We start from the raw sequence: 20,345 nt of genomic DNA on the forward strand, positions 1-20,345 counted from the left end.
CAGGCATGTGCACCTACTCCTTCTATTACAAGCTGCACTACGCGTGCGTCTCCTGCCGCGTCAGTTTCAAGCGGTACTCCCATGACGCCGCGCCTCCGTGCCCCCGCTGCTCCGAACCGATGCTGTGCGCCGGGCACGACTTCGCGGCGCCGCGCCGCAGCGACCGGAAGGCGTGGTCGGTCGTCGCGGTCGTGCTCCGGGCCGGGCTGCGGTACGAGGGGTTCGAGGCGTGCGGGTGCGGGCGGGAGCCGAAGTTCCGGCCCCGGACCCGGGCCCAGGTGCGGGCCCGGCGCATCGCCGCCGCCCGGACCGGCGTCCCGCTCGCGGAGGCGCTCGGGCGGGTCGAGCCGTCGGAGCCGTGCTGAGGCCGATGGTGCTCGCCGCGTGGCGTTGTCACAGGGCGGTGGCATGCTCACCGCGTGAGGAATTGGGTTCGGTCCATGGGCGGGCCGCTTGTCGCGGTGCCGGTGTCGGAGTTTCGGAAGTGGAGCGGGTGCACGGAGGACGGCGTTCTCGTCGGAAGTGGCGAGGCGCCGGACGACTATGACAGGGCTTGCGCGGTGGAGGGCCTCGCCGGGGTGATCAAGGGGAACGTCCTCGTACTGGGGGACGAGCCCGCCACCACGCTTTACCTGTCCGGGCGGCAGGCTTTTGTGCGGTGGCTCAGGGCCGGTTCCGAGGAGGAGGCGGTCGCCGCCGCCGAGGCCCTGCTGGGCGATCCCGGTACCTCCTGGGAGGAGTGCGGCGTCTGGGAGACGGACGGGGCCGCCGTACTCATGGACTCCGCCGACGCCGGGGCCGATCTCGGGGTGCGGTACCCCGGTGACACGCGGATGCCGGAGCAGGCCGATGTCGACATACCGGCGGGTCGGTGGCGGGTCGGCGCCCACCAGTCGACAGGCGGGGACACCGGGGTCGGTGTCGTACGGCTCCTGCCCTGGTAAAAGCCGTTGCCCGGCGTCCCGGCGGCCGATCAGACTTCCGGGGTGAAGATCCCTCCCGTCGCCACCGCGCGACTCCTCCTGCACCCGCTGACCGCCGACGAGGCCGAGCGGATCGTCGCTCGGGCGCCCCGCGCCGGGGACCTCTGGGCGGAGGGGTACCCCCAGGACGGTGACGTCCGCGCGTGCACCGGGTTCCTGCGGGGGGTCGCCGGGCGCGGGGACCCGGGGGTGTTCCGGCCGTACGAGATACGGCTCCGGGACACGGGTGCCGCCGTCGGCGGGATCGGGTTCCACGGGCCGCCCGACGAGGTCGGGGTCGTCACCGTGGGGTACGGGCTCGTGCCCGGTGCACGGGGGGAGGGGTACGCCTCCGAGGCCCTGCGCGCGCTCCTCGAAACCGCGCGGCTGGCCGGCGTCGCCGGGGTGAAGGGCGACGCCGACCTGGACAACCCGGCCTCGCACCGGGTCATGGAGGCCGCCGGGATGCGGTGCGTCGCGGAGGGCGAGGGACTCCGGCACTTCTATCGGGGGTTCTGAGGCCCGCCCGGTCACCCGGGACTCCGGAGCGTCTGTCCGGCCGCCCGGGGCTCCGAGTGCCGGCCGTCTGCCCGGCGGTCCGGGGTCCGGCCGTTTGTCCGGCGGTCCGGGCCCCGCCCGTTTGTCCGGCGGTCCGAGTCCCGCCCGGTCGTCCGGCCCCCGGACCCCGGCGCCTGCGCGGCCCCCGGGTCCCCGGGCCCGTCCGGTTCAGCGTTCCGACAGCTCCGACGGGGCCTCCTGGACCACCCAGCCGTTGCCGTCCGGGTCCTCGAAGGTCATGAACGAGTTCCAGGTGTCGCCCTTCCCCTCCTCCCAGCCCGTCGCGCCCACGTGCATCACCGGCGAGACCTCGACGCCCCGGTCCACCAGCTCCTTCCGCGCCGCCTCGATGTCCGTGACGCAGAGCTGGAGGCCGTGCAGGCCGCCCGGAGGCGTCTCCTTCGTACCCGGCATCGGCGGCATCCCGCTCAGCAGCGCGATCGAACAGCGCGAACCCGGCGGGGTCACCTGGACGATCCGCACGCCCGGGGCCACCTCGTTGTCCAGGTCGACGGTGAAGCCGCACTTCTCGCCGTAGAACTCCTTCGACCGGTCCACGTCGGTGACCGGGACGGGGACGACTTCCAGCGTCCAGTTCATGAGGTTCCTCTTTCTCCGCCGGGGGATTCCGCAGGACCACCCCACCGTCGCCCGGAGAGCCGCTCCGCGCACCCCGACCCGCCGGTACGGCCCCCCGGAGCGCCGTTCTTTCCGGCCCGCCTTCCGGTACGTCCCCCTTCGTGCCGTACGACGCGGAGAACCGGTCGCGGACGAAGGTCCCCGCGACACGCAACGTCCCTATAGTGAGCCACCGTTGAGCACGCGGACGCGGCGCGTACGGTCGCCGTCCGGGAGTCCGGAACTTGTGGCGCGCCCTCCTCGCGCCGGGGCCGCACCGGGCCGCCGTGTCCTCCGCTCTTCCGCGCGGCGCGCACGCCGTTCCCCGCCCGCCCCGCCCACATCCCGCCCGTACGACAGGAGCCCCTCGTGAAATGCCCCCACACCGCCGCCCAGGCCGGCGGGACCGTCGTTATCGACCCGATGGTCCGGGACCTCGACGGCGAGACGGCGCGGCTGCGCGGCGCCGGACCGCTGGCCCGGATCGACCTGCTCGGCGTGCCCGCCCTCGCCGTCACCCGGCACGCCGACGCCCGGCGGCTCCTGATGGACCCCCGTCTGGTGAAGGACCTCGGCGCCTGGAGCCGGTGGCGGAGCGGCGAGGTGACGCACGCGTGGCCGCTCATCGGGATGATCGACGCCGGGCGGTCCATGTTCACCGTCGACGGCGACGAGCACCGCAGGCTGCGGGCCAAGACCTCCCAGGCGCTCACCCCCCGCCGCCTCGAAGCGATACGCCCCGCCGTCGAGAGGTTCACCGCCGAACTCCTCGACGCGCTCGAAGAGGGCGGCGGGGACGGGGCCGTCGTCGACCTCAAGGCCGTGTTCGCGCAGCCGCTCCCCATGCGGGTCGTCGGCATGCTGATGGGCGTCGACCCCGCCGAGAACGCCATGCTGACCCGTCAGTACAAGAAGTTCTTCTCCATGCTCACCCCGCAGGACGAACGCCTCGCCCTCCTCGCCGACCTGGACGTCTTCTACGCCGGTCTCGTCCGCGAGAAGACCGCGCGGCCCGCCGACGACCTGACCTCCGCGCTGATCCTCGCCGACGAGGGCGGCGAGCCGCTGACCGAGGAGGAGGTGATCGGCAACCTCAAGGCGATGGTCGCCGCCGGGCACGAGACGACGATCGGGCTCATCCTCAACGCCGTACGGGCCCTCCTCGCCCACCCCGGCCAGCTGAGGAAGGTCCTGGACGGAGAGGTCTCCTGGGAGGCCGTGATCGAGGAGACCCTGCGGTGGGACACCCCGACCACCCACCTCCTGATGCGGTTCGCCACCGAGGACATCGAGGTGGGCGACGACGTCGTCCCCGAGGGGGAGGGCGTGGTCGTCTCCTACCGGGCGGTCGGGCGCGACACCGGACAGCACGGCCCCGACGCCGACGCGTTCGACGTCACCCGGCCCGCGCCCGTGCGGCACATGGCGTTCGGACACGGCCCGCACATCTGCCCCGGCGCGGCCCTCTCCCGCCTCGAGGCCGGGATCGCCCTGCCCGCCCTCTTCGCGCGCTTCCCCCGGCTGCGGCTCGCGGTGCCCGACGACGGACTCCGCAGGCTTCCCGTGATGACGCAGAACGACCTGGAGGCGTTTCCCGTCCTCCTCGACGCCTGAGGGCGGGGCCCGGAACCCGGGACCCCGTACTTCTGGTACCCGACGGCCCGGAGCCCCGCGCCCCGCGCCCCGTACTTCCGGGCCCCCGCTCAGCGACCCGCCGGCGTCCAGTGCAGCCGGCCGTCCAGGCCGATCGCCGCGACCCCGTCCGTGCCCGCGTCCGGCGCGCCCGAGAAGAGGAACGGGTCCACCGTCCAGGCCGGCCGCGCCCCCGTCCTGCCGTACGAGGCGGTCGCCAGGAAGCCGGTGCGGGAGCGGACCGCGAGGATGCCGTCGCCGCCGCTCACCGGGCCGAAGCCGGCGACCCCGGTGCCCGGGAGCTCGGTGAACGGGGCGGCCGGGTTCGGCCCCCTGAAGTCGGCGCTCCGCAGGTCGCCGGAGGCGGGCTTGCGGAACCAGAGGCGGACCCCGTCGCCGTCCGGCATCCGGGTCGCGCTCAGGGCCAGCGTCGTCATGGGCAGACCCGTCCCCACCGGGCCCGTCACCGGTCCGCCGGGGAACCGCTGCGCCCAGGACAGGACGGTCTTCGGAGTGCTCGCGAAGACGTACCCGCGTCCGCTCGCGTCCGTCGCCGCCACCGGATCGCCGGACAGGTCCTTGCCGCCCAGGACCCGCCACGGCCCCCAGCCGCCGTCGGCGCGCTGCTCACGGGTGACGAGCTGGCGGCGGCTGTTCCGCAGGAACACGGCCGCCCGCCCGTCGGCGTCCGCGGTCACGGCGGGCGCGCTGATGTCCGAGGTGCTCGTGGCGTCGTTCCGCTCGGGGGTGCCGAGCGAGCGCCACGGGCCGAAGGCGCCGCCCGGCGTCTTCTGGGTCGTGCTCACCACTTCCCGGCGGTAGTTCACGAGCACCGTCCGGGTGCCGTAGACGGAGATGCGGCCGTCCGGCAGGGTCACGGAGGTGACCCCGCTGTCGAGGCCGTCGCCGGGCAGCAGCTCCGGGCCCCGCCACGCGGCGGTGTTCGCCGCCTTCCGCCAGACCGCGAGCCGTCCGTCCAGGACGGAGAAGGCGCGGAGGCCGCCGTCCGCGTCCCGCTGCACCCAGGAGGTGGAGGTGCCCCGGGCGTAACGGACCGTCTGGGTCCAGTTCCGCCCGGAGGGGCGCGCGGCCACCTTCAGGTCTCCGCAGCCCGCGAGGGTCCCGCAGTCCCTGACCCCGTCCAGCCACGCGTACGTCTTCAGGGTCTTCAGCTTCGCGCCCGCCGCCTCGGCGTCGAGGGTGTGGGGCAGGCCGCTGGTCGGATAGCCGAGGTAGTTCTGCACGCCCACGTGCGGGTGGCCGGGCTTCTTCGCGTACCGGGCGAGGGCCTCCTGCAGGAACCGCGCCCCGTACAGGTGGTCCTGGTGGTCCGCGATCGCCCCCGTCTTCGGGTACGTGCCGGGACTCGGGTCCTGCATCCGCACGAAGGTCGGCCGGAAGCGCTCCAGGAGCCCGGTCAGCACCGCGACGACCTGGTCCTTCGAGTACGTGAAGTCGGCGGGGACCGGGGTGCCGGTGGAGCGCTGGGACTCGAGCCTGGTTATTCGGCCGTGCCAGAGGCCGTTGAGGCTGTGCGGGCGGTTCCCCCTGATGGAACCGGCTTCGCGCATCTGCAGCCACACCAGCTTGATCTGCGGCTTCGCCCGCAGGGTGTCCAGCTCGGCCCATGCGCCGCCGGCCGTGGGGATCGAGGTCCGGATCCAGGGGCTCGTCCTGCGGCCCGTCGCCATCTCGGCGTACGCGGCCCGTATGCCGTTCTGCCGGGCCTCGGCGTAGCCGGCCTTGTCGGGCGCGGTCTTGGTGCGGCGCGACCGGGCGTTGACGCCGTCCGACTCACCGGCGGTGAGGTAGACCGAGGTCAGGGGACTGCCGGAGCGGAGGGAGTGGGATATGTCCGGGTTCATGAAGAACAGGTCGTCGTCCGGGTGCGCGACGACCTGCAGCACCGAGACCGGGGCCGCCGGAGTGCGGGCGGGCCTGACCCGTATCTCGGACGGCCGGACCGCCGGAAGGGCGGCGCCCGTCCGGGGCTGAGCGGGCACCTCGGCCCCCGGGACGGCGCGGGCCCCTCGCGGTTCGGAGACCGCGTGCGCCTCTCCTCCGTCGGGCGTTCCCGTCATGGTGAGGGCTCCGGCGGCGGCGGCGCCCAGCAGGGCGGCGGTGACCACGGTCACGGCGGCCCTGCGGCGGGACCGGAGGGCGGAGCGGCGGAAACGGCGAAGGCGGGTGGGCATGGGTCGGCAACGCACTTTCGAGAGGTCGGACGGACGGACGAGCCCCGGCGGGGTGTGCCGGTCGAACGGGCGGGCGGGTCTCGCGAACAGCTAGACGGACTTTCAAGAAATACGGTTTACTCCCCGCGAAAAGCCACCAATGTGCGGGATGTCACCTGTGCCCCACTGTGTTCCGAAGGCCGGGACGCCCCCGCGCCCCGCGCCGGATAGGCTCGGTCCCCCGGGCCAGTCCCTGGGCTTGGACCTGTCCCGGACCTGTTCGGAGGGAGCGGCGGAATGACGGTGCCCGGACGCAGGAGCAGTACGTTCACCCGTCTGCTGCGGCACGGATTCACCGACCCCTCCGGGGCCGAGCGGCTGCTCGACGTGCCCGAGCTGTCCGAACTGCGCGGCGACCCCGTGCTCCTGGACGCCCTCGGCGCCACCGCCGACCCCGATCTCGCCCTGCGCGGCCTGGTCCGGCTCGTCGAGGCGCAGCCCGAGGCCGAGCGGCACGCCTTCACCGCCACGCTGCTCTCCGCCAAGCCCTTCCGGGACCGGCTCCTCGGCGTGCTCGGCGCCTCGGAGGCGCTCGCCGACCACCTGGCCCGCCACCCCCGCGACTGGGAGACCCTCGTCACCTACGAGGCGGCCGATCTGCACCCGGGGGTCGAGGAGTTCGAGCGGAGGCTCGCCGGCGCCGCCGACCCGGTCGCGCTGCGGGTCGCCTACCGCCGCTGCCTGCTCGCCATCGCCGCCCGCGACGTGTGCGGCACCACCGACGTCGCCCAGACCGCCGCCGAACTGGCCGACCTGGCGACGGCGACCCTGCGCGCCGCGCTCGCCCTCGCGGAGGCCGACGCGCCCGAGGACGCCGCCCGGTGCCGGCTCGCGGTGATCGCGATGGGCAAGTGCGGCGGCCACGAGCTGAACTACGTCTCCGACGTGGACGTGATCTTCGTCGGGGAACCGGCCGACGGGGCCGACGAGGGGGAGGCCCTCCGGGCCGCGACCCGGCTCGCCTCCCACCTGATGCGGATCTGCTCGGAGACCACCGTCGAGGGGGTCATCTGGCCCGTCGACGCCAACCTGCGCCCGGAGGGCCGCAACGGCCCCCTCGTCCGCACCCTCTCCTCCCATCTCGCCTACTACCAGCGCTGGGCGAAGACCTGGGAGTTCCAGGCCCTCCTGAAGGCGCGCGCGGTCGCCGGCGACCCGGAGCTGGGCGCGCGGTACATCGAGGCCGTCTCGCCGCTCGTCTGGCAGGCCGCCGAACGCGAGAACTTCGTCCCCGACGTGCAGCGGATGCGCCGCCGGGTCGTGGACAACATCCCGGCCGCCCAGATCGACCGCGAGCTGAAGCTCGGCCCCGGCGGACTGCGGGACGTCGAGTTCGCCGTCCAGCTCCTCCAGCTCGTCCACGGCCGCAGCGACGCCACCCTGCACAGCGGCACCACCCTCGACGCGCTCGCCGCCCTCGCCGCCGGCGGCTACGTGGGCCGGGCCGACGCGGCCCAGCTGGACGAGGCGTACCGCTTCCTGCGGACCATGGAGCACCGCATCCAGCTCTACCGGCTGCGCCGCACCCACCTCGTCCCCGAGGGCGAGACCGACCTGCGCCGCCTCGGCCGCTCGCTCGGCCTGCGCACCGACCCGGTCGCCGCGCTCAACAAGGAGTGGAAGCGGCACGCGGCCGTCGTCCGGCGGCTGCACGAGAAGATCTTCTACCGCCCGCTGCTCGACGCGGTGGCCCAGCTCGCCCCCGGCGAGATCCGGCTCAGCCCCGCGGCGGCCGTGCAGCGGCTCGAAGCCCTGGGGTACGCGGACCCCGGCGCCGCCCTGCGCCACCTGGAGGCGCTCTCCTCCGGGGTGAGCCGGAAGGCCGCGATCCAGCGGACCCTGCTGCCCGTGCTGCTCGGCTGGTTCGCGGACTCGGCCGACCCGGACGCCGGACTGTTCGGCTTCCGCAAGGTCTCCGACGCCCTCGGCAAGACCCCCTGGTACCTGCGGCTGCTCCGGGACGAGGGCGCCGCCGCCGAGAACCTGGCCCGGGTGCTCTCCGCCGGCCGGTTCGCCCCCGACCTGCTGCTCCGCGCCCCCGAGGCGGTCGCGATCCTCGGCGACCCGGAGGGCCTGAAGCCGCGCGACCGGGGCCACCTGGAGCAGGAGGTCCTGGCGGCGGTCGGGCGCGCGGACGACGCCGAACAGGCGGTCGCCGCGGCGCGCGGGGTGCGCCGCCGGGAGCTGTTCCGCACCGCCGCGGCCGACCTCATCGGCTCGTACGGCACCGAGGACAACCCCCGCGAGTCCGACCCGGGCGCCCTCGTGGACCGGGTGGGGGAGGCCGTCACCGACCTCAACGCGGCCACGATCGCGGGCGCCCTGCGGGCCGCCGTGCGCGCCGGCTGGGGCGACGAACTGCCGACCCGGTTCGCGGTCATCGGCATGGGCCGCTTCGGCGGCCACGAGGCGGGGTACGGCTCCGACGCCGACGTGCTGTTCGTGCACGAGCCCCGCGAGGGAGTGGACGAGCAGGAGGCGGCCCGGGCCGCGCAGCAGGTGGTCACGGAGATGCGGCGGCTCCTCCAGCTGCCCACCGCCGACCCGCCGCTGCTGATCGACGCGGACCTCAGGCCGGAGGGCAAGAGCGGCCCCCTGGTCCGCAGCCTGAAGTCGTACGGGGCCTACTACCGCCGCTGGTCGCTGGTCTGGGAGAGCCAGGCGCTGCTGCGCGCCGAACACATGGCGGGCGACCGCGACCTGGGCGAGAGGTTCATCGAACTCGTCGACCCGCTGCGGTACCCGGCCGGGGGGCTCGGCGAGGACGCGGTCCGCGAGATCCGCCGCCTCAAGGCCCGGATGGAGTCCGAGCGGCTGCCGCGCGGCGCCGACCCGACGCTCCACGCCAAGCTGGGGCGCGGCGGCCTGAGCGACGTCGAGTGGACGGTCCAGCTCCTCCAGATGCGCCACGGCCGGTCCGAGCCGGGGCTGCGCACGACCCGTACCCGCGAGGCGCTGGCCGCCGCCCACGCGGCCGGGCTCGTCCCGGCGGAGGAGGCGCAGACCCTGGACGAGGCGTGGGTGCTCGCCACCCGCGTCCGCAACGCGGTGATGCTGGTGCGCGGCCGGCCCGGCGACACCTTCCCCACGGAGCCGCGCGAACTCGCGGCGGTGGGGCGGTACCTGGGGTACGAGTCGGGGCACGTCGGCGAGATGGTGGACGACTACCGCCGGATCACCCGCCGGGCCCGCGCGGTCGTGGAGGAGCTGTTCTACGGGGCGTAGGCGCGGGGCCCCGGCTTCCGGCGGGGCCTCCCCGGGGGGATGATTCCTACGACGCCTCCAGCAGCGCCCTGACGTGGGCCAGGTAGCCCGCGAGCGCCAGCTCGAACGCCTGGTCCGTACGGCTGCCGCGGACCGCTCCCAGGGCGTCGGCCAGCCGGGGGGTGGCCGACTCGTCGGAGAGTTCCCACATCGACTCGGGGGCGGCCAGGTCGAGGGCCGAGCCGAGGACCAGGTTCTCCAGGGCGATGATCACGGGCATGACGTCGGGCAGGGCGAAACCCGCGTCGATCAGGCGGCCGACGGCCCGTTCGTACTGGTCGAGGACCCGGGGCGCGCGCACCGGTGACGTGGTGAGGAGCGGGATCGCGCGCGGGTGGGCGGCGAAGGCGGCCCGGTAGGAACGGGCCCAGGCGGCGAGGGCCGTGTCCCAGGGGCCCCGGTCGAGGGTCTCGCTCTCGATGGCGGAGGCCACCCGCTCGCGCAGCAGCTCCACGATCCCGTCCCGCCCGTCCACGTGGTGGTAGACGGAGGCCGTCTGCACGCCGAGCCGTTTCGCGACCTGCGGGACGCTGAACTCCCCCCGCTCGTCCACGATGTCGAGCGCCGTGGTGGCGATGCGTTCCCGGTCGAGGAGGGGTCTGTGCGGCCGGCCCATGAAACGTCACTCCCTGTTCAGGTCTTCCCGAATCGACGAGGGCGAGGTTACATTGCGTAAACCGAAAGCCTTTAGGTTTCGGTCTCCCCGCGCCCGCTCCGCCGCGGAACCCGCCACCGGTCCCGCCGCGGAACCCACCGAAGGAGCAGCATCCCCGTGTCCGCACCCGACCTCGTCCTCGTCAACGCCCGCGTCCGCGACCCCGGGCCGACCGGCGCCACCGCCGTCGCCGTCCGGGACGGACGGATCACCGCCCTGGGCGACGACGCCGAGGCCCGCGACTGGGCCGGGACCGGCACCGAGACCGTGGACCTCGCCGGCGCCACCCTCACCCCCGGTCTCACCGACGCCCACAGCCACCCCGTCCTCGGTCTGGAGATGTCCACCGGCACCGACCTCTCCGGCGTCACCGACCTCGACGGACTGCGGGCCGCGCTCAGGACCGCCGAGCGGCGCGACGGCTGGGTCCTCGGCTTCGGCCTCGACCACAACGTCTTCGGCGGCCGGCCCCTCCACCACGACCTGATCGACGACGTCCTCGACGGCGCCCCCGCCCACCTGCGCCTCTACGACGCCCACTCCGTCCTGGTCAGCGGCGCGGCCCTGGCCGCCGCCGGGATCGACGGCCCCCGCGCCTTCGCCCAGCACTCCGAGATCGTCTGCGACGCCGGGGGGCGCCCCACCGGCCACCTGGTCGAGTACGCGGCCATGGACCTGATGGCTCCGGTCCTGCCCGCCCGCTCGTACGCCGAGCGCCGCGACCGGCTCGTCGGCCTGCTCACCGCCATGGCCGCCACCGGTCTCGCCTCCGCCCACGTCATGGACCTCCGCGGCCACGACGTCCCCGGCCTGCTGACCGCCCTGGAGGAGGAGGGCGACCTGCCGCTGCGCCTGCGCCTCGCCCCCTGGTGCATGCCCGGGGCCTCCGCCGAGGAGCTGGACGGTTTCGTACGGCTCCAGGAGCGGGCCGGGCGCCTGTGGCGGATCGGCGGGGTGAAGTTCTTCATGGACGGCACCGTCGAGGGCGGCACCGCCTGGCTGGAACACGCCGACTGCCACGGCCGGGGCACCGACGCCTTCTGGCCCGACCCGGCCGCCTACTCCGCCGCCGTGCGCCACCTCCACCGCGCCGGGGTCGGCACCGTCACCCACGCCATCGGCGACGCGGCCGTCCGCCACGTCCTCGACACCGTCGAAAGCCTCGGCGCGGGAGGCCCCCGCCACCGGATCGAGCACATCGAGACCGTCCCCGGGGACCAGCTCGGGCGGTTCGCCGCGCTCGGCGTCGTCGCCTCGATGCAGCCCCCGCACTCCGCGTACACCCGCGCCGACCACACCGACGAGTGGTCCCGGCGGCTCGGCGGGGAGCGGGCCGCCCGCGCCTGGCGCTGCCGCGACCTGCGGGACGCCGGGGCGTACCTCGCACTCGGCTCCGACTGGCCCGTCGCCTCCTACGACGCCCGGCAGGTCCTCGCCACCGCCCGGTCCCCGCGCGGCGCCGCCTCGGCCCGGCACGGGCTCACGGGCCTCATGGCCCTGGAGGGGATGACCACGCACGCGGCGGTCGCGGCGGGGGAGGAGGCGGTCGCGGGCCGGGTGGCCCCGGGTTTCCGGGCCGACCTCACCGCCTTCGCCGTGGACCCGGTCGAGGCCCCGGCGGACGAGGTCGCGGAGGCTCCGGTCCGGCTCACCGTCGCGGGCGGCCGGATCACGCACCGGCAGGTCTGAGCCGCGGCCGGCGGGACCGGGGCGTCCTACCTCCCGGAGCCGACCGGCCGCTCCGCGTCCGCCCCCTGGTCCGTCCCCGCCTCCGGGGGCGGACCTCCGTGGGCGACGACCCCGGCGGGCTCCGCGGGGCCGACCAGCTTCGGCAGCCGGTGCGGCCGGGAGCCGTACCAGAAGTACGAGACCAGGAAACCGAAGGACACGCAGATCATCCCGCCGACCGCGTCCAGCCAGAAGTGGTTGGCGGTGGCGACGATCACGACGAGCGTCGCCGCCGGGTAGAGCAGGCCCAGGATCCGCGCCCAGGGCGCCCTGGCGAGCAGGAAGATCGTCAGTCCGCACCAGAGCGACCAGCCGATGTGCATCGACGGCATCGCCGCGTACTGGTTCGACACGTGCTTGAGGTTGCCCGAGGCCATCGAGCCCCAGGTGTGGTGGACGAGGACCGTGTCGACGAAGTCCTGGCCGTTCATGAGCCGGGGCGGCGCGAGCGGGTAGAGGTAGTAGCCGACCAGAGCGACGCCGGTGGTGGCGAACAGGACCGTGCGGAACGCCGCGTAACGGCCCGGCTGCCGGCGGTACAGCCACACCAGCACGCCGATGGTGACCACGAAGTGCAGCGTCGCGTAGTAGTAGTTCATCGACACGATCAGCCACGTCACCGAGTTCACGGCGTGGTTCACGGTGTGCTCGAAGGCGAGCCCCAGGGACTCCTCGGTCCGCCAGATCCAGTCGGCGTTCCGCAGGGCCTGGGCCTTCTGCTCCGGCACCGCGTTGCGGACCAGCGAGTACGTCCAGTAGCTCACCGCGATGAGCAGGATCTCGAACCAGATCGTGGGGCGCCGGGGGACGCGGAGGCGCGGCCGCGACAGCCGGTCGTCGGCCGCGATGGGTGACGACGGGGTCGTCCGGTGGTCCACACTCTTCACGGTCGTTTCACCCATGGGGAGAGAGTCTGCCAGATGGCCGCCCCCGACCGATCATCTCTCGGTCGGGTCCCGGGCGCACCCGGTCAGTCGGAGGTCGGAGTCCTGAGGGGGGACGGCGCGGAGGCGGTGGAGCCCCGGACGACCAGCTCGGGCATGAAGACGAACTCGGAGTGCGGGGCCGGGGTGCCGCCCACCTCTTCGAGCAGCGCGCGGACCGCTGCCTGGCCCATCGCCTGCACGGGCTGCCGGATGGTGGTCAGCGGCGGATCGGTGAACGCTATGAGGGGGGAGTCGTCGAAGCCGACGACGGAGACGTCCCGGGGCACGTCGAGCCCCTGCTGCCGGGCGGCCCGGATCGCGCCGAGCGCCATCATGTCGCTCGCGCAGACGATGGCCGTGCAGCCCCGGGAGAGCAGCGCCCCGGCGGCCGCCTGGCCGCCCTCCAGGGTGTACAGGGAGTGCTGGATCAGCTCCTCGGCCTCCTCGGGGCCGAGGCCGAGTCGCTCCTCCATGCCCTTGCGGAAGCCCTCGATCTTGCGCAGCACCGGCACGAACCGCTTCGGTCCGACCGCGAGCCCGATCCGGGTGTGCCCCAGCGAGGCCAGGTGCGTCACGGCGAGCCGCATCGCGGCGCGGTCGTCGGGCGAGACGAAGGGCGCCCGTACCTTGGGGGAGAAGCCGTTGAGGAGGACGTACGGGACGCCCTTGCCGCGCAGCTGGTCGTAGCGCGTCATGTCGGCCGTCGTGTCCGCGTGCAGTCCGGAGACGAAGATGATGCCGGCGACGCCGCGCTCCACCAGCATGTCGGTGAGCTCGTCCTCGGTGGACCCGCCGGGGGTCTGGGTGGCGAGGACCGGCGTGTAGCCCTGCCGGGTCAGCGCCTGCCCGATGACCTGCGCCAGGGCGGGGAAGATCGGGTTGTCCAGTTCGGGGGTGATGAGGCCGACGAGCCCCGCGCTGCGCTGCCGCAGCCGCACGGGCCGCTCGTAACCGAGCACGTCGAGCGCGGCGAGGACGGATTCGCGGGTGGTGGTGGCCACGCCGGGCTTTCCGTTGAGCACGCGGCTGACTGTGGCTTCACTGACCCCCGCCTGGGCTGCGATGTCGGAGAGCCGCGCGGTCATGGAAGGGGACTGTACCGGTCACGGGGCGTATTGCCCACCGGCCCGGCGGCGGGGATTCGCCCCCCCTTCCGCAAGGACTTGCAGCCCTTGCGGGGCGCCTTGCGGGGTCGGGAAGGGCGGAGGGAGGGGCGTTCGCCCCTGTCAAGCGGCCCGCCGGCAACCTTAGGGACACGCGGATGTAACGATCCCCGGCTCTTGCAGAAAATTCCCGCAAGGTCTTTCGGCGCGTTTTCATCCCTGTTACGTTCCTGGCAACCCGGAGCGCCGCGAGGGAGCGGTCGCATGAGGAAGGTTCCAGCCCCTCGTCCCCCGGGATCAGTTGAAGGAGTTCACATGCGGCGTGGCATAGCGGCCACCGCGCTGGTCGCGGCCCTGGGCGTGACCCTGGCGGCGTGCGGGAGCGGCGACGATTCGAACGGCGGCTCGAAGAGCTCGGGCGAGCTCTCCGGCACCGTGACCTGGTGGGACACCTCCACGGTCGGCTCCGAGGACAAGGTCTTCAAGAAGCTCGCCGAGGACTTCACCAAGAAGCACCCCAAGGTCACGGTCAAGTACGTGAACGTGCCGTTCGGCGAGGCGCAGAACAAGTTCAAGAACGCCGCGCAGTCCGGCTCCGGCGCGCCCGACGTCATCCGCTCCGAGGTCGCCTGGACCCCCGAGTTCGCCGATCTCGGCTACCTCGCCCCGCTGGACGGCACCCCGGCCCTCAAGGACGCCGACGACTTCCTGAAGCAGGCGGCGGCCTCCGTCAAGTACAAGGACAAGACCTACGCCGTCCCGCAGGTCATCGACTCCCTGGGCGTCTTCTACAACAAGAAGATCTTCAAGGACGCCGGCGTCGCGGTTCCCAAGAGCGTCGACGAGCTGAAGACGGCCTCCGCCAAGATCAAGGAGAAGACCGGCAAGACCGGGTTCTACCTCCGCGGCGACGACCCGTACTGGTTCCTCCCCTTCCTGTACGGCGAGGGCGGCGACATGGTCGACGCCGACCAGAAGAAGGTCACCGTCGACGACGAGTCCGGCGTCAAGGCGTTCAGGACCGTCAAGGACCTGGTCGACTCGAAGGCCGCGATCACCGACGCGACCAACGGCTGGGACAACATGCAGGCCGCCTTCAAGGACGGCAAGGTCGCCATGATGATCAACGGCCCGTGGGCCGTGGCCGACACCTTCACCGGCAAGGAGTTCGCCGACAAGGCCAACCTGGGCATCGCCCCGGTCCCGGCCGGCTCGGCCGGCCAGGGCGCCCCGCAGGGCGGCCACAACCTCGCCGTCTACGCGGGCTCCAAGAACCTCGACGCCTCCTACGCGTTCGTCGAGTACATGACCTCGGTCGAGTCCCAGGCGAAGGTGACGAAGGAGCTGAGCCTCCTCCCGACCCGCTCGTCCGTCTACATCAAGCCGGACATCGCGACCAACGAGATGATCGCCTTCTTCAAGCCGGTCGTCGACAAGGCCGTCGAGCGCCCCTGGATCCCCGAGGGCGGCAGCCTCTTCGAGCCGCTCAAGGTCGAGTACACCAAGGTGCTCACCGGCCAGACCACCCCGGAGGCGGGAGCGAAGGCGGTCGGCGACCGCTACCGCAAGCTCCTCAAGGACTGGAAGTAAGAAGGAAGGCAGACCGGCTGATGGCTGTGGACACCACCGGCCAGTCGGTGGCGAAGGCCGCGGGCGACACCGTCGCCCGCGGCCGGAGCCGCGGAACTGGCAAGCGCCGGAGCGTGCGGAAGCGCTCCCTCGCCACCCACTGGTACGCCTGGGCGATGGTCGCCCCGGTGGTCGTCGTGATCGGCGTGATCATCGGCTACCCGCTGGTCCGTGGCATCTACCTGTCGTTCACCGACGCGAACGAGCGGAACGTCGCCCGGTCCATCGGCGTCAACCAGATCCCGGCCACGTACGAGTTCGTCGGGCTGGACAACTACACCGAGGCGCTCACCGGGACCCAGTTCCTCGGCACGCTCCTCTGGACCGTCGTCTGGACGGTGGCCTGCGTCTCGATCACCTTCGCCCTCGGCCTCACCCTCGCCAACGTGCTCAACCGCAGGATCGTCGGCCGCTCCGTCTACCGGATGCTGCTGGTCCTGCCCTGGGCCGTCCCCGGCTTCGTCTCCGTGTTCGCCTGGCGGTTCCTCTTCGACGAGCGCCGCGGCCTGCTCAACGAGATCCTGGCCGGTGGCGGCATCTCCGCCGTGCCCTGGCTCAACGACCCGACGGTGGCGAAGTTCGCGGTCGTCGCCGTCAACGTCTGGCTCGGCGTCCCGTTCATGATGGTCGCCCTCCTCGGCGGCCTCCAGTCCATCCCCGGCGAGCTGTACGAGGCCGCCGAGATGGACGGCGCCAACGCCTGGCAGCGCTTCCGCAACATCACCATGCCGGGCCTCGGCTCGGTCTCGACCACGGTGATCCTGCTCTCCACCATCTGGACCTTCAACATGTTCCCGGTGATCTTCCTGCTCACCCGGGGCGGACCCGGCGAGGCCACCCAGATCCTCGTCACCCAGGCGTACAAGTTCTCCTTCGAGATCAGCCCGCGCGACTTCGCCCAGTCCTCCACGTGGGGCGTGCTGATCCTGATCCTCCTGATGGTCTTCGCCGCGGTCTACCGGCGCGTCCTCCGCAAGCAGGGAGAAGTCTGGTGACCACCACGACCCCCGCCCCCCAGACCCCGAACGCCCCGGTGCGCGGACGCCGTTCGCCGCTCGCCTCGGCCGGGCTGCACCTCACCCTGATCGTCGCCTCCGTGATCGCCGTCTTCCCGGTGCTCTGGGTGCTGCTGACCTCGCTGAAGCCGGCGAAGTACGCGACCACCACGGACTTCGTGAAGGAGACGACCTTCGAGAACTACACGAACCTGCTGAAGGACACCCCGTTCCTCACCTGGTTCGGCAACTCGCTGCTCGTCGCCGCCCTCACCACCCTGATCGGCGTCTTCATCTCCGCCACCACCGGCTACGCCGTCAGCCGCTTCCGCTTCCCCGGCAAGCGCGGCCTGATGTGGACGCTGCTCATCACCCAGATGTTCCCGGTCGCCGTCCTGATCGTGCCGATCTACAACATCATGTCGTCGATGGGCCTGCTCAACCAGCCGGCCGGCCTGGTCATCACCTACCTGACCATCGCCGTCCCGTTCTGCGCCTGGATGATGAAGGGCTTCTTCGACACCATCCCGCGCGAGATCGACGAGTCCGGCTACGTCGACGGCCTCACCCCGTTCGGCACCTTCTGGCGGCTGATCCTGCCCCTCGCCAAGCCGGGCATCGCCGTCACCGCCTTCTACTCCTTCATCACCGCCTGGGGCGAGGTCGCCTACGCCTCCGCCTTCATGGTGGGCGACGAGAACCTCACCCTCGCGGGCGGACTGCAGAAGTTCGTCAACCAGTACGGCGCCCAGTGGGGCCCGATGTCCGCGGCCTCGGTGCTCATCGCCATCCCCGCCGCCCTGGTGTTCCTCTTCGCCCAGCGGCACCTGGTCACCGGCATGTCCGCCGGTGCCGTCAAGGGCTGAGCCCGACCACCGCCTCCGTACGCCCCTCCATACCTCCCAGGGAAGACATGACCCAGCATCTTGCCGCCCCGGCCGCCGCCCCCACCACCGGCACGCACACGGGCTGGTGGAGAGACGCCGTGATCTATCAGGTCTACCCCCGCAGCTTCGCCGACGGCAACGGCGACGGCATGGGCGACCTGGAGGGCGTGCGCAGTCGGCTGCCCTACCTCAGGGACCTGGGCGTCGACGCCGTCTGGCTCTCGCCGTTCTACGCCTCGCCGCAGGCCGACGCCGGTTACGACGTCGCCGACTACCGGGCCATCGACCCGATGTTCGGCTCCCTGCTCGACGCCGACGCGCTGATCCGCGAGGCCCACGACCTGGGCCTGCGGATCATCGTGGACCTGGTCCCCAACCACTCCTCCGACCGGCACGAGTGGTTCCGGCGCGCGCTCCACGAGGGCCCCGGGTCGCCGCTGCGCGAGCGCTACCACTTCCGCCCCGGCAAGGGCACGGACGGCGAACTGCCCCCCAACGACTGGGAGTCCATCTTCGGCGGCCCGGCCTGGACCCGCACCGAGAACCCGGACGGCACCCCCGGCGAGTGGTACCTGCACCTCTTCGCCCCGGAGCAGCCCGACTTCAACTGGGAACACCCCGCCGTACGCGACGAGTTCCGCTCCATCCTGCGCTTCTGGCTCGACATGGGCGTCGACGGCTTCCGCGTCGACGTCGCCCACGGCCTGGTCAAGGCCGCCGGCCTGCCCGACATCGGCGCCCACGACCAGCTCAAGCTGCTCGGCAACGACGTCATGCCCTTCTTCGACCAGGACGGCGTCCACGAGATCTACCGCTCCTGGCGCCAGGTCCTCTCCGAGTACGACGGGGAGCGCATCCTCGTCGCCGAGGCGTGGACCCCGACCGTCGACCGCACCGCGAACTACGTGCGCCCCGACGAGATGCACCAGGCGTTCAACTTCCAGTACCTGGGCACCCACTGGGACGCGACCGAGCTGCGGACCGTCATCGACGCCTCGCTCGCCGCGATGCGCCCGGTCGGCGCCCCCGCCACCTGGGTGCTCTCCAACCACGACGTCACCCGGCACGCCACCCGCTTCGCCAACCCGGCGGGCCTCGGCACCCAGCTCCGCGAGGCCGGCGACCGCGAACTCGGCCTGCGCCGGGCCCGCGCCGCCACCCTCCTGATGCTGGCCCTGCCCGGCTCGGCCTACGTCTACCAGGGCGAGGAGCTCGGCCTGCCGGACGTCACCGACCTGCCCGACGAGGTCCGCCAGGACCCCTCGTTCTGGCGCGCCAGCGGCCAGGACGGCTTCCGCGACGGCTGCCGGGTGCCGATCCCGTGGACCGTCGGGGGCACCTCGTACGGCTTCGGCGCGGGCGGCTCCTGGCTGCCGCAGCCCGCGACCTGGGGCGAGCTGAGCGTCGAGGCGCAGACCGGCGACCCCGACTCCACCCTGGAGCTGTACCGCAGCGCGCTCGCCGTGCGCCGCGCCCGGTCCGAACTCGGCGCGGGCTCCGGCGTCGAGTGGCTGGAGGCCCCCGAGGGCGTCCTCGCCTTCCGGCGCGACGGCTTCGTCTGCACCGCCAATACCACCGGCCGGGCCATCTCCGTCCCGCTGCCCGGCCGGTTCCTCCTCTCCAGCGCGCCGGTCTCCCCCGGGGACGGCGTGGTGGAGCTGCCCGCCGACACCACCGTCTGGTGGGCGGTGTGACGATTCCCCTGCCGCGGGGCGTCGTTCCCGGCGTCCCGCGGCTCGCGGACATCGCGGCCCAGTCCGGGGTCAGCGAGGCCACCGTCAGCCGCGTCCTCAACGGCAAGGCGGGGGTGGCCGGCGCGACCCGGCACAAGGTCCTCGCAGCGCTCGACGTGCTCGGCTACGAGCGCCCCGTCCGCCTCAGGCGGCGCAGCGCGGGCCTCGTCGGCCTCGTCGTGCCCGAGCTGACCAACCCGATCTTCCCGGCGTTCGCGCAGGTCGTCGAGCAGGTCCTCGCCGGGCACGGGTACACCCCGGTGCTCTGCACCCAGATGCCCGGCGGCGCCACCGAGGACGAGCTGGTCGAGCAGCTCGTGGAGCGCGGGGTCGCCGGCATCGTCTTCCTCTCCGGCCTCCACGCGGACGCCACCGCCGACCCGTCCCGCTACGACCGGCTCGCGGCCCGGGGAGTGCCGTTCGTCCTCGTCAACGGCTACAACGAGCACATCGACGCCAACTTCGTCTCCCCGGACGACCGGGCGGCGGCCCGCATGGCCGTGCGCCACCTGGTCGAGCTGGGGCACGAGCGCATCGGCCTCGCCATCGGCCCCACCCGCTACGTCCCCTCGCGCCGCAAGGCCGAGGGCTTCGCCGCCGAGCTGTACGAACTCCTCGGCACCGGCCGCGCGGAGGCGGAACGGTTCGTCCGGCCCACCCTCTTCGGCGTCGAGGGCGGCCACGCCGCCGCCGACATCCTGCTGGGCGAGGGCTGCACGGGCATCGTCTGCGGCTCCGACCTGATGGCGCTCGGCGTGATCCGCGCGGTCCGCGCCCGGGGCCTCGACGTACCCCGGGACGTCTCCGTCGTCGGCTTCGACGACTCGCCCCTGATCGCCTTCACCAGTCCGCCGCTCTCCACCGTCCGCCAGCCCGTCCAGGCGATGGCCACGGCCGCCGTGGGCGCGCTCCTGGAGGAGATCGAGGGAAACCCGGTGCAGCGCACGGAGTTCGTCTTCCAGCCCGAGCTGGTGGTGCGCGGCTCGACCGCGCAGCCGCCCGCCCGCGACGAGCGGCCGCGGCCGCTTCCGTAAAAACTCGCGCGGGGGCGTCCGGAGGGTTGACCGGGCGCCGGGGCGCTCGTACGGTCACGGCTGAAAGCAGTTGCTGAACTTTTCGGCAACTTCTTGCGACGCCGAGGTCGTACAGGAGGAAGCATGGCCGGAAGATCCGTGGCCGCCGCGTCCGCCCCGGTGACGGGGGCCGCTGCGGCCCTCACGGGAAACGCCCCCGCGCAGGCCGCTCCACCCGGCGGGGAGACCGACACCGGCGTGCTGCCCGGCGGGGGGACCACCCCGGCCGCCCCGGCCGCCCCGGATCGCACCGCCTCCGCGCCCACGGCCGGCGCCCGTCCCGTCGCCGGACGCGTCCCCGGGAGCCCGGTGCCGACCGCACCGCGACCGGCCCCGATCCCGGCCCCG

At 73.2% G+C, this 20,345-nt stretch carries 16 protein-coding genes; 11 read left to right on the top strand and 5 right to left on the bottom strand.

What is annotated here, in order from left to right; all coding sequences use genetic code 11:
* Positions 1 to 5 precede the first annotated feature (5 nt).
* Genes ACFYZY_RS21260 through ACFYZY_RS21270 form a run of 3 tightly spaced genes read left to right on the top strand, consistent with a single transcriptional unit; the run spans position 6 to position 1,481 of the window.
* Positions 6 to 365, top strand: coding sequence for a hypothetical protein (locus ACFYZY_RS21260; RefSeq protein WP_388696349.1), 360 nt, complete (start codon positions 6 to 8; stop codon positions 363 to 365).
* 54 nt (positions 366 to 419) lie between these two features.
* On the top strand, positions 420 to 944 hold the full coding sequence (locus tag ACFYZY_RS21265) for an Imm21 family immunity protein (protein ID WP_388696351.1): 525 nt from the start codon (positions 420 to 422) through the stop codon (positions 942 to 944).
* A 42-nt stretch (positions 945 to 986) separates the two neighbouring features.
* Complete coding sequence (locus ACFYZY_RS21270; RefSeq protein ID WP_388696353.1) at positions 987 to 1,481, top strand: GNAT family N-acetyltransferase; 495 nt, start codon at positions 987 to 989, stop codon at positions 1,479 to 1,481.
* Positions 1,482 to 1,688: 207 nt separating this feature from the next.
* Here the strand turns inward: ACFYZY_RS21270 and ACFYZY_RS21275 are convergent, their stop codons facing one another.
* A complete protein-coding gene (locus ACFYZY_RS21275; RefSeq protein WP_388696355.1) occupies positions 1,689 to 2,120 on the bottom strand; it encodes a VOC family protein in 432 nt (143 codons plus the stop codon).
* A 387-nt stretch (positions 2,121 to 2,507) separates the two neighbouring features.
* Between ACFYZY_RS21275 and ACFYZY_RS21280 the strand changes: the two genes are divergently transcribed.
* Positions 2,508 to 3,752, top strand: a complete 1,245-nt coding sequence (locus ACFYZY_RS21280; protein ID WP_388696358.1) for a cytochrome P450 — start codon at positions 2,508 to 2,510, stop codon at positions 3,750 to 3,752.
* Between the two features lie 89 nt (positions 3,753 to 3,841).
* Here ACFYZY_RS21280 and ACFYZY_RS21285 read toward each other — a convergent pair whose 3' ends face one another.
* Positions 3,842 to 5,965 (bottom strand): PIG-L family deacetylase, encoded by a 2,124-nt coding sequence (locus ACFYZY_RS21285; RefSeq protein WP_388696360.1) that lies wholly within the window; start codon positions 5,963 to 5,965, stop codon positions 3,842 to 3,844.
* Positions 5,966 to 6,241: 276 nt separating this feature from the next.
* On the opposite strand from ACFYZY_RS21285, the gene ACFYZY_RS21290 reads away from it, so the two are divergent.
* Positions 6,242 to 9,229: a bifunctional [glutamine synthetase] adenylyltransferase/[glutamine synthetase]-adenylyl-L-tyrosine phosphorylase gene (locus tag ACFYZY_RS21290; RefSeq protein WP_388696362.1), complete on the top strand. Its 2,988-nt coding sequence runs from the start codon at positions 6,242 to 6,244 to the stop codon at positions 9,227 to 9,229.
* 46 nt (positions 9,230 to 9,275) lie between these two features.
* Here the strand turns inward: ACFYZY_RS21290 and ACFYZY_RS21295 are convergent, their stop codons facing one another.
* Entirely contained in the window at positions 9,276 to 9,884 is a 609-nt protein-coding gene (locus ACFYZY_RS21295) for a TetR/AcrR family transcriptional regulator (protein WP_388696364.1), read from the bottom strand.
* Positions 9,885 to 10,040: 156 nt separating this feature from the next.
* Here ACFYZY_RS21295 and ACFYZY_RS21300 point away from each other — a divergent pair, with 156 nt between their 5' ends.
* A complete protein-coding gene (locus ACFYZY_RS21300) occupies positions 10,041 to 11,612 on the top strand; it encodes an amidohydrolase (protein ID WP_388696366.1) in 1,572 nt (523 codons plus the stop codon).
* Between the two features lie 26 nt (positions 11,613 to 11,638).
* On the opposite strand, the gene ACFYZY_RS21305 is transcribed toward ACFYZY_RS21300, so the two are convergent.
* Both ACFYZY_RS21305 and ACFYZY_RS21310 read right to left on the bottom strand, forming a co-directional pair.
* Entirely contained in the window at positions 11,639 to 12,553 is a 915-nt protein-coding gene (locus ACFYZY_RS21305) for a phosphatase PAP2 family protein (protein WP_388696369.1), read from the bottom strand.
* A gap of 68 nt (positions 12,554 to 12,621) precedes the next feature.
* Positions 12,622 to 13,662 (bottom strand): LacI family DNA-binding transcriptional regulator, encoded by a 1,041-nt coding sequence (locus tag ACFYZY_RS21310; protein WP_388696372.1) that lies wholly within the window; start codon positions 13,660 to 13,662, stop codon positions 12,622 to 12,624.
* A 333-nt stretch (positions 13,663 to 13,995) separates the two neighbouring features.
* Between ACFYZY_RS21310 and ACFYZY_RS21315 the strand changes: the two genes are divergently transcribed.
* The 5 genes from ACFYZY_RS21315 to ACFYZY_RS21335 are packed head-to-tail and all read left to right on the top strand — an operon-like array spanning position 13,996 to position 19,958.
* Positions 13,996 to 15,270: an extracellular solute-binding protein gene (locus tag ACFYZY_RS21315; RefSeq protein WP_388696375.1), complete on the top strand. Its 1,275-nt coding sequence runs from the start codon at positions 13,996 to 13,998 to the stop codon at positions 15,268 to 15,270.
* 20 nt (positions 15,271 to 15,290) lie between these two features.
* Positions 15,291 to 16,304 carry a carbohydrate ABC transporter permease gene (locus ACFYZY_RS21320; RefSeq protein WP_388696378.1) on the top strand — a complete coding sequence of 338 codons (1,014 nt, stop codon included), beginning with the start codon at positions 15,291 to 15,293 and terminating at the stop codon, positions 16,302 to 16,304.
* On the top strand, positions 16,298 to 17,170 hold the full coding sequence (locus tag ACFYZY_RS21325) for a sugar ABC transporter permease (RefSeq protein WP_388696617.1): 873 nt from the start codon (positions 16,298 to 16,300) through the stop codon (positions 17,168 to 17,170). Before ACFYZY_RS21320 ends, ACFYZY_RS21325 begins: the two co-directional genes overlap by 7 nt.
* A gap of 47 nt (positions 17,171 to 17,217) precedes the next feature.
* Positions 17,218 to 18,885, top strand: coding sequence for a glycoside hydrolase family 13 protein (locus tag ACFYZY_RS21330; RefSeq protein ID WP_388696381.1), 1,668 nt, complete (start codon positions 17,218 to 17,220; stop codon positions 18,883 to 18,885).
* Positions 18,873 to 19,958, top strand: coding sequence for a LacI family DNA-binding transcriptional regulator (locus ACFYZY_RS21335; protein ID WP_388696384.1), 1,086 nt, complete (start codon positions 18,873 to 18,875; stop codon positions 19,956 to 19,958). Before ACFYZY_RS21330 ends, ACFYZY_RS21335 begins: the two co-directional genes overlap by 13 nt.
* Positions 19,959 to 20,345: the final 387 nt, after the last annotated feature.

Origin of the sequence: Streptomyces sp. NPDC001744, assembly GCF_042892575.1 — a bacterium.
GTDB lineage: Bacteria > Actinomycetota > Actinomycetes > Streptomycetales > Streptomycetaceae > Streptomyces.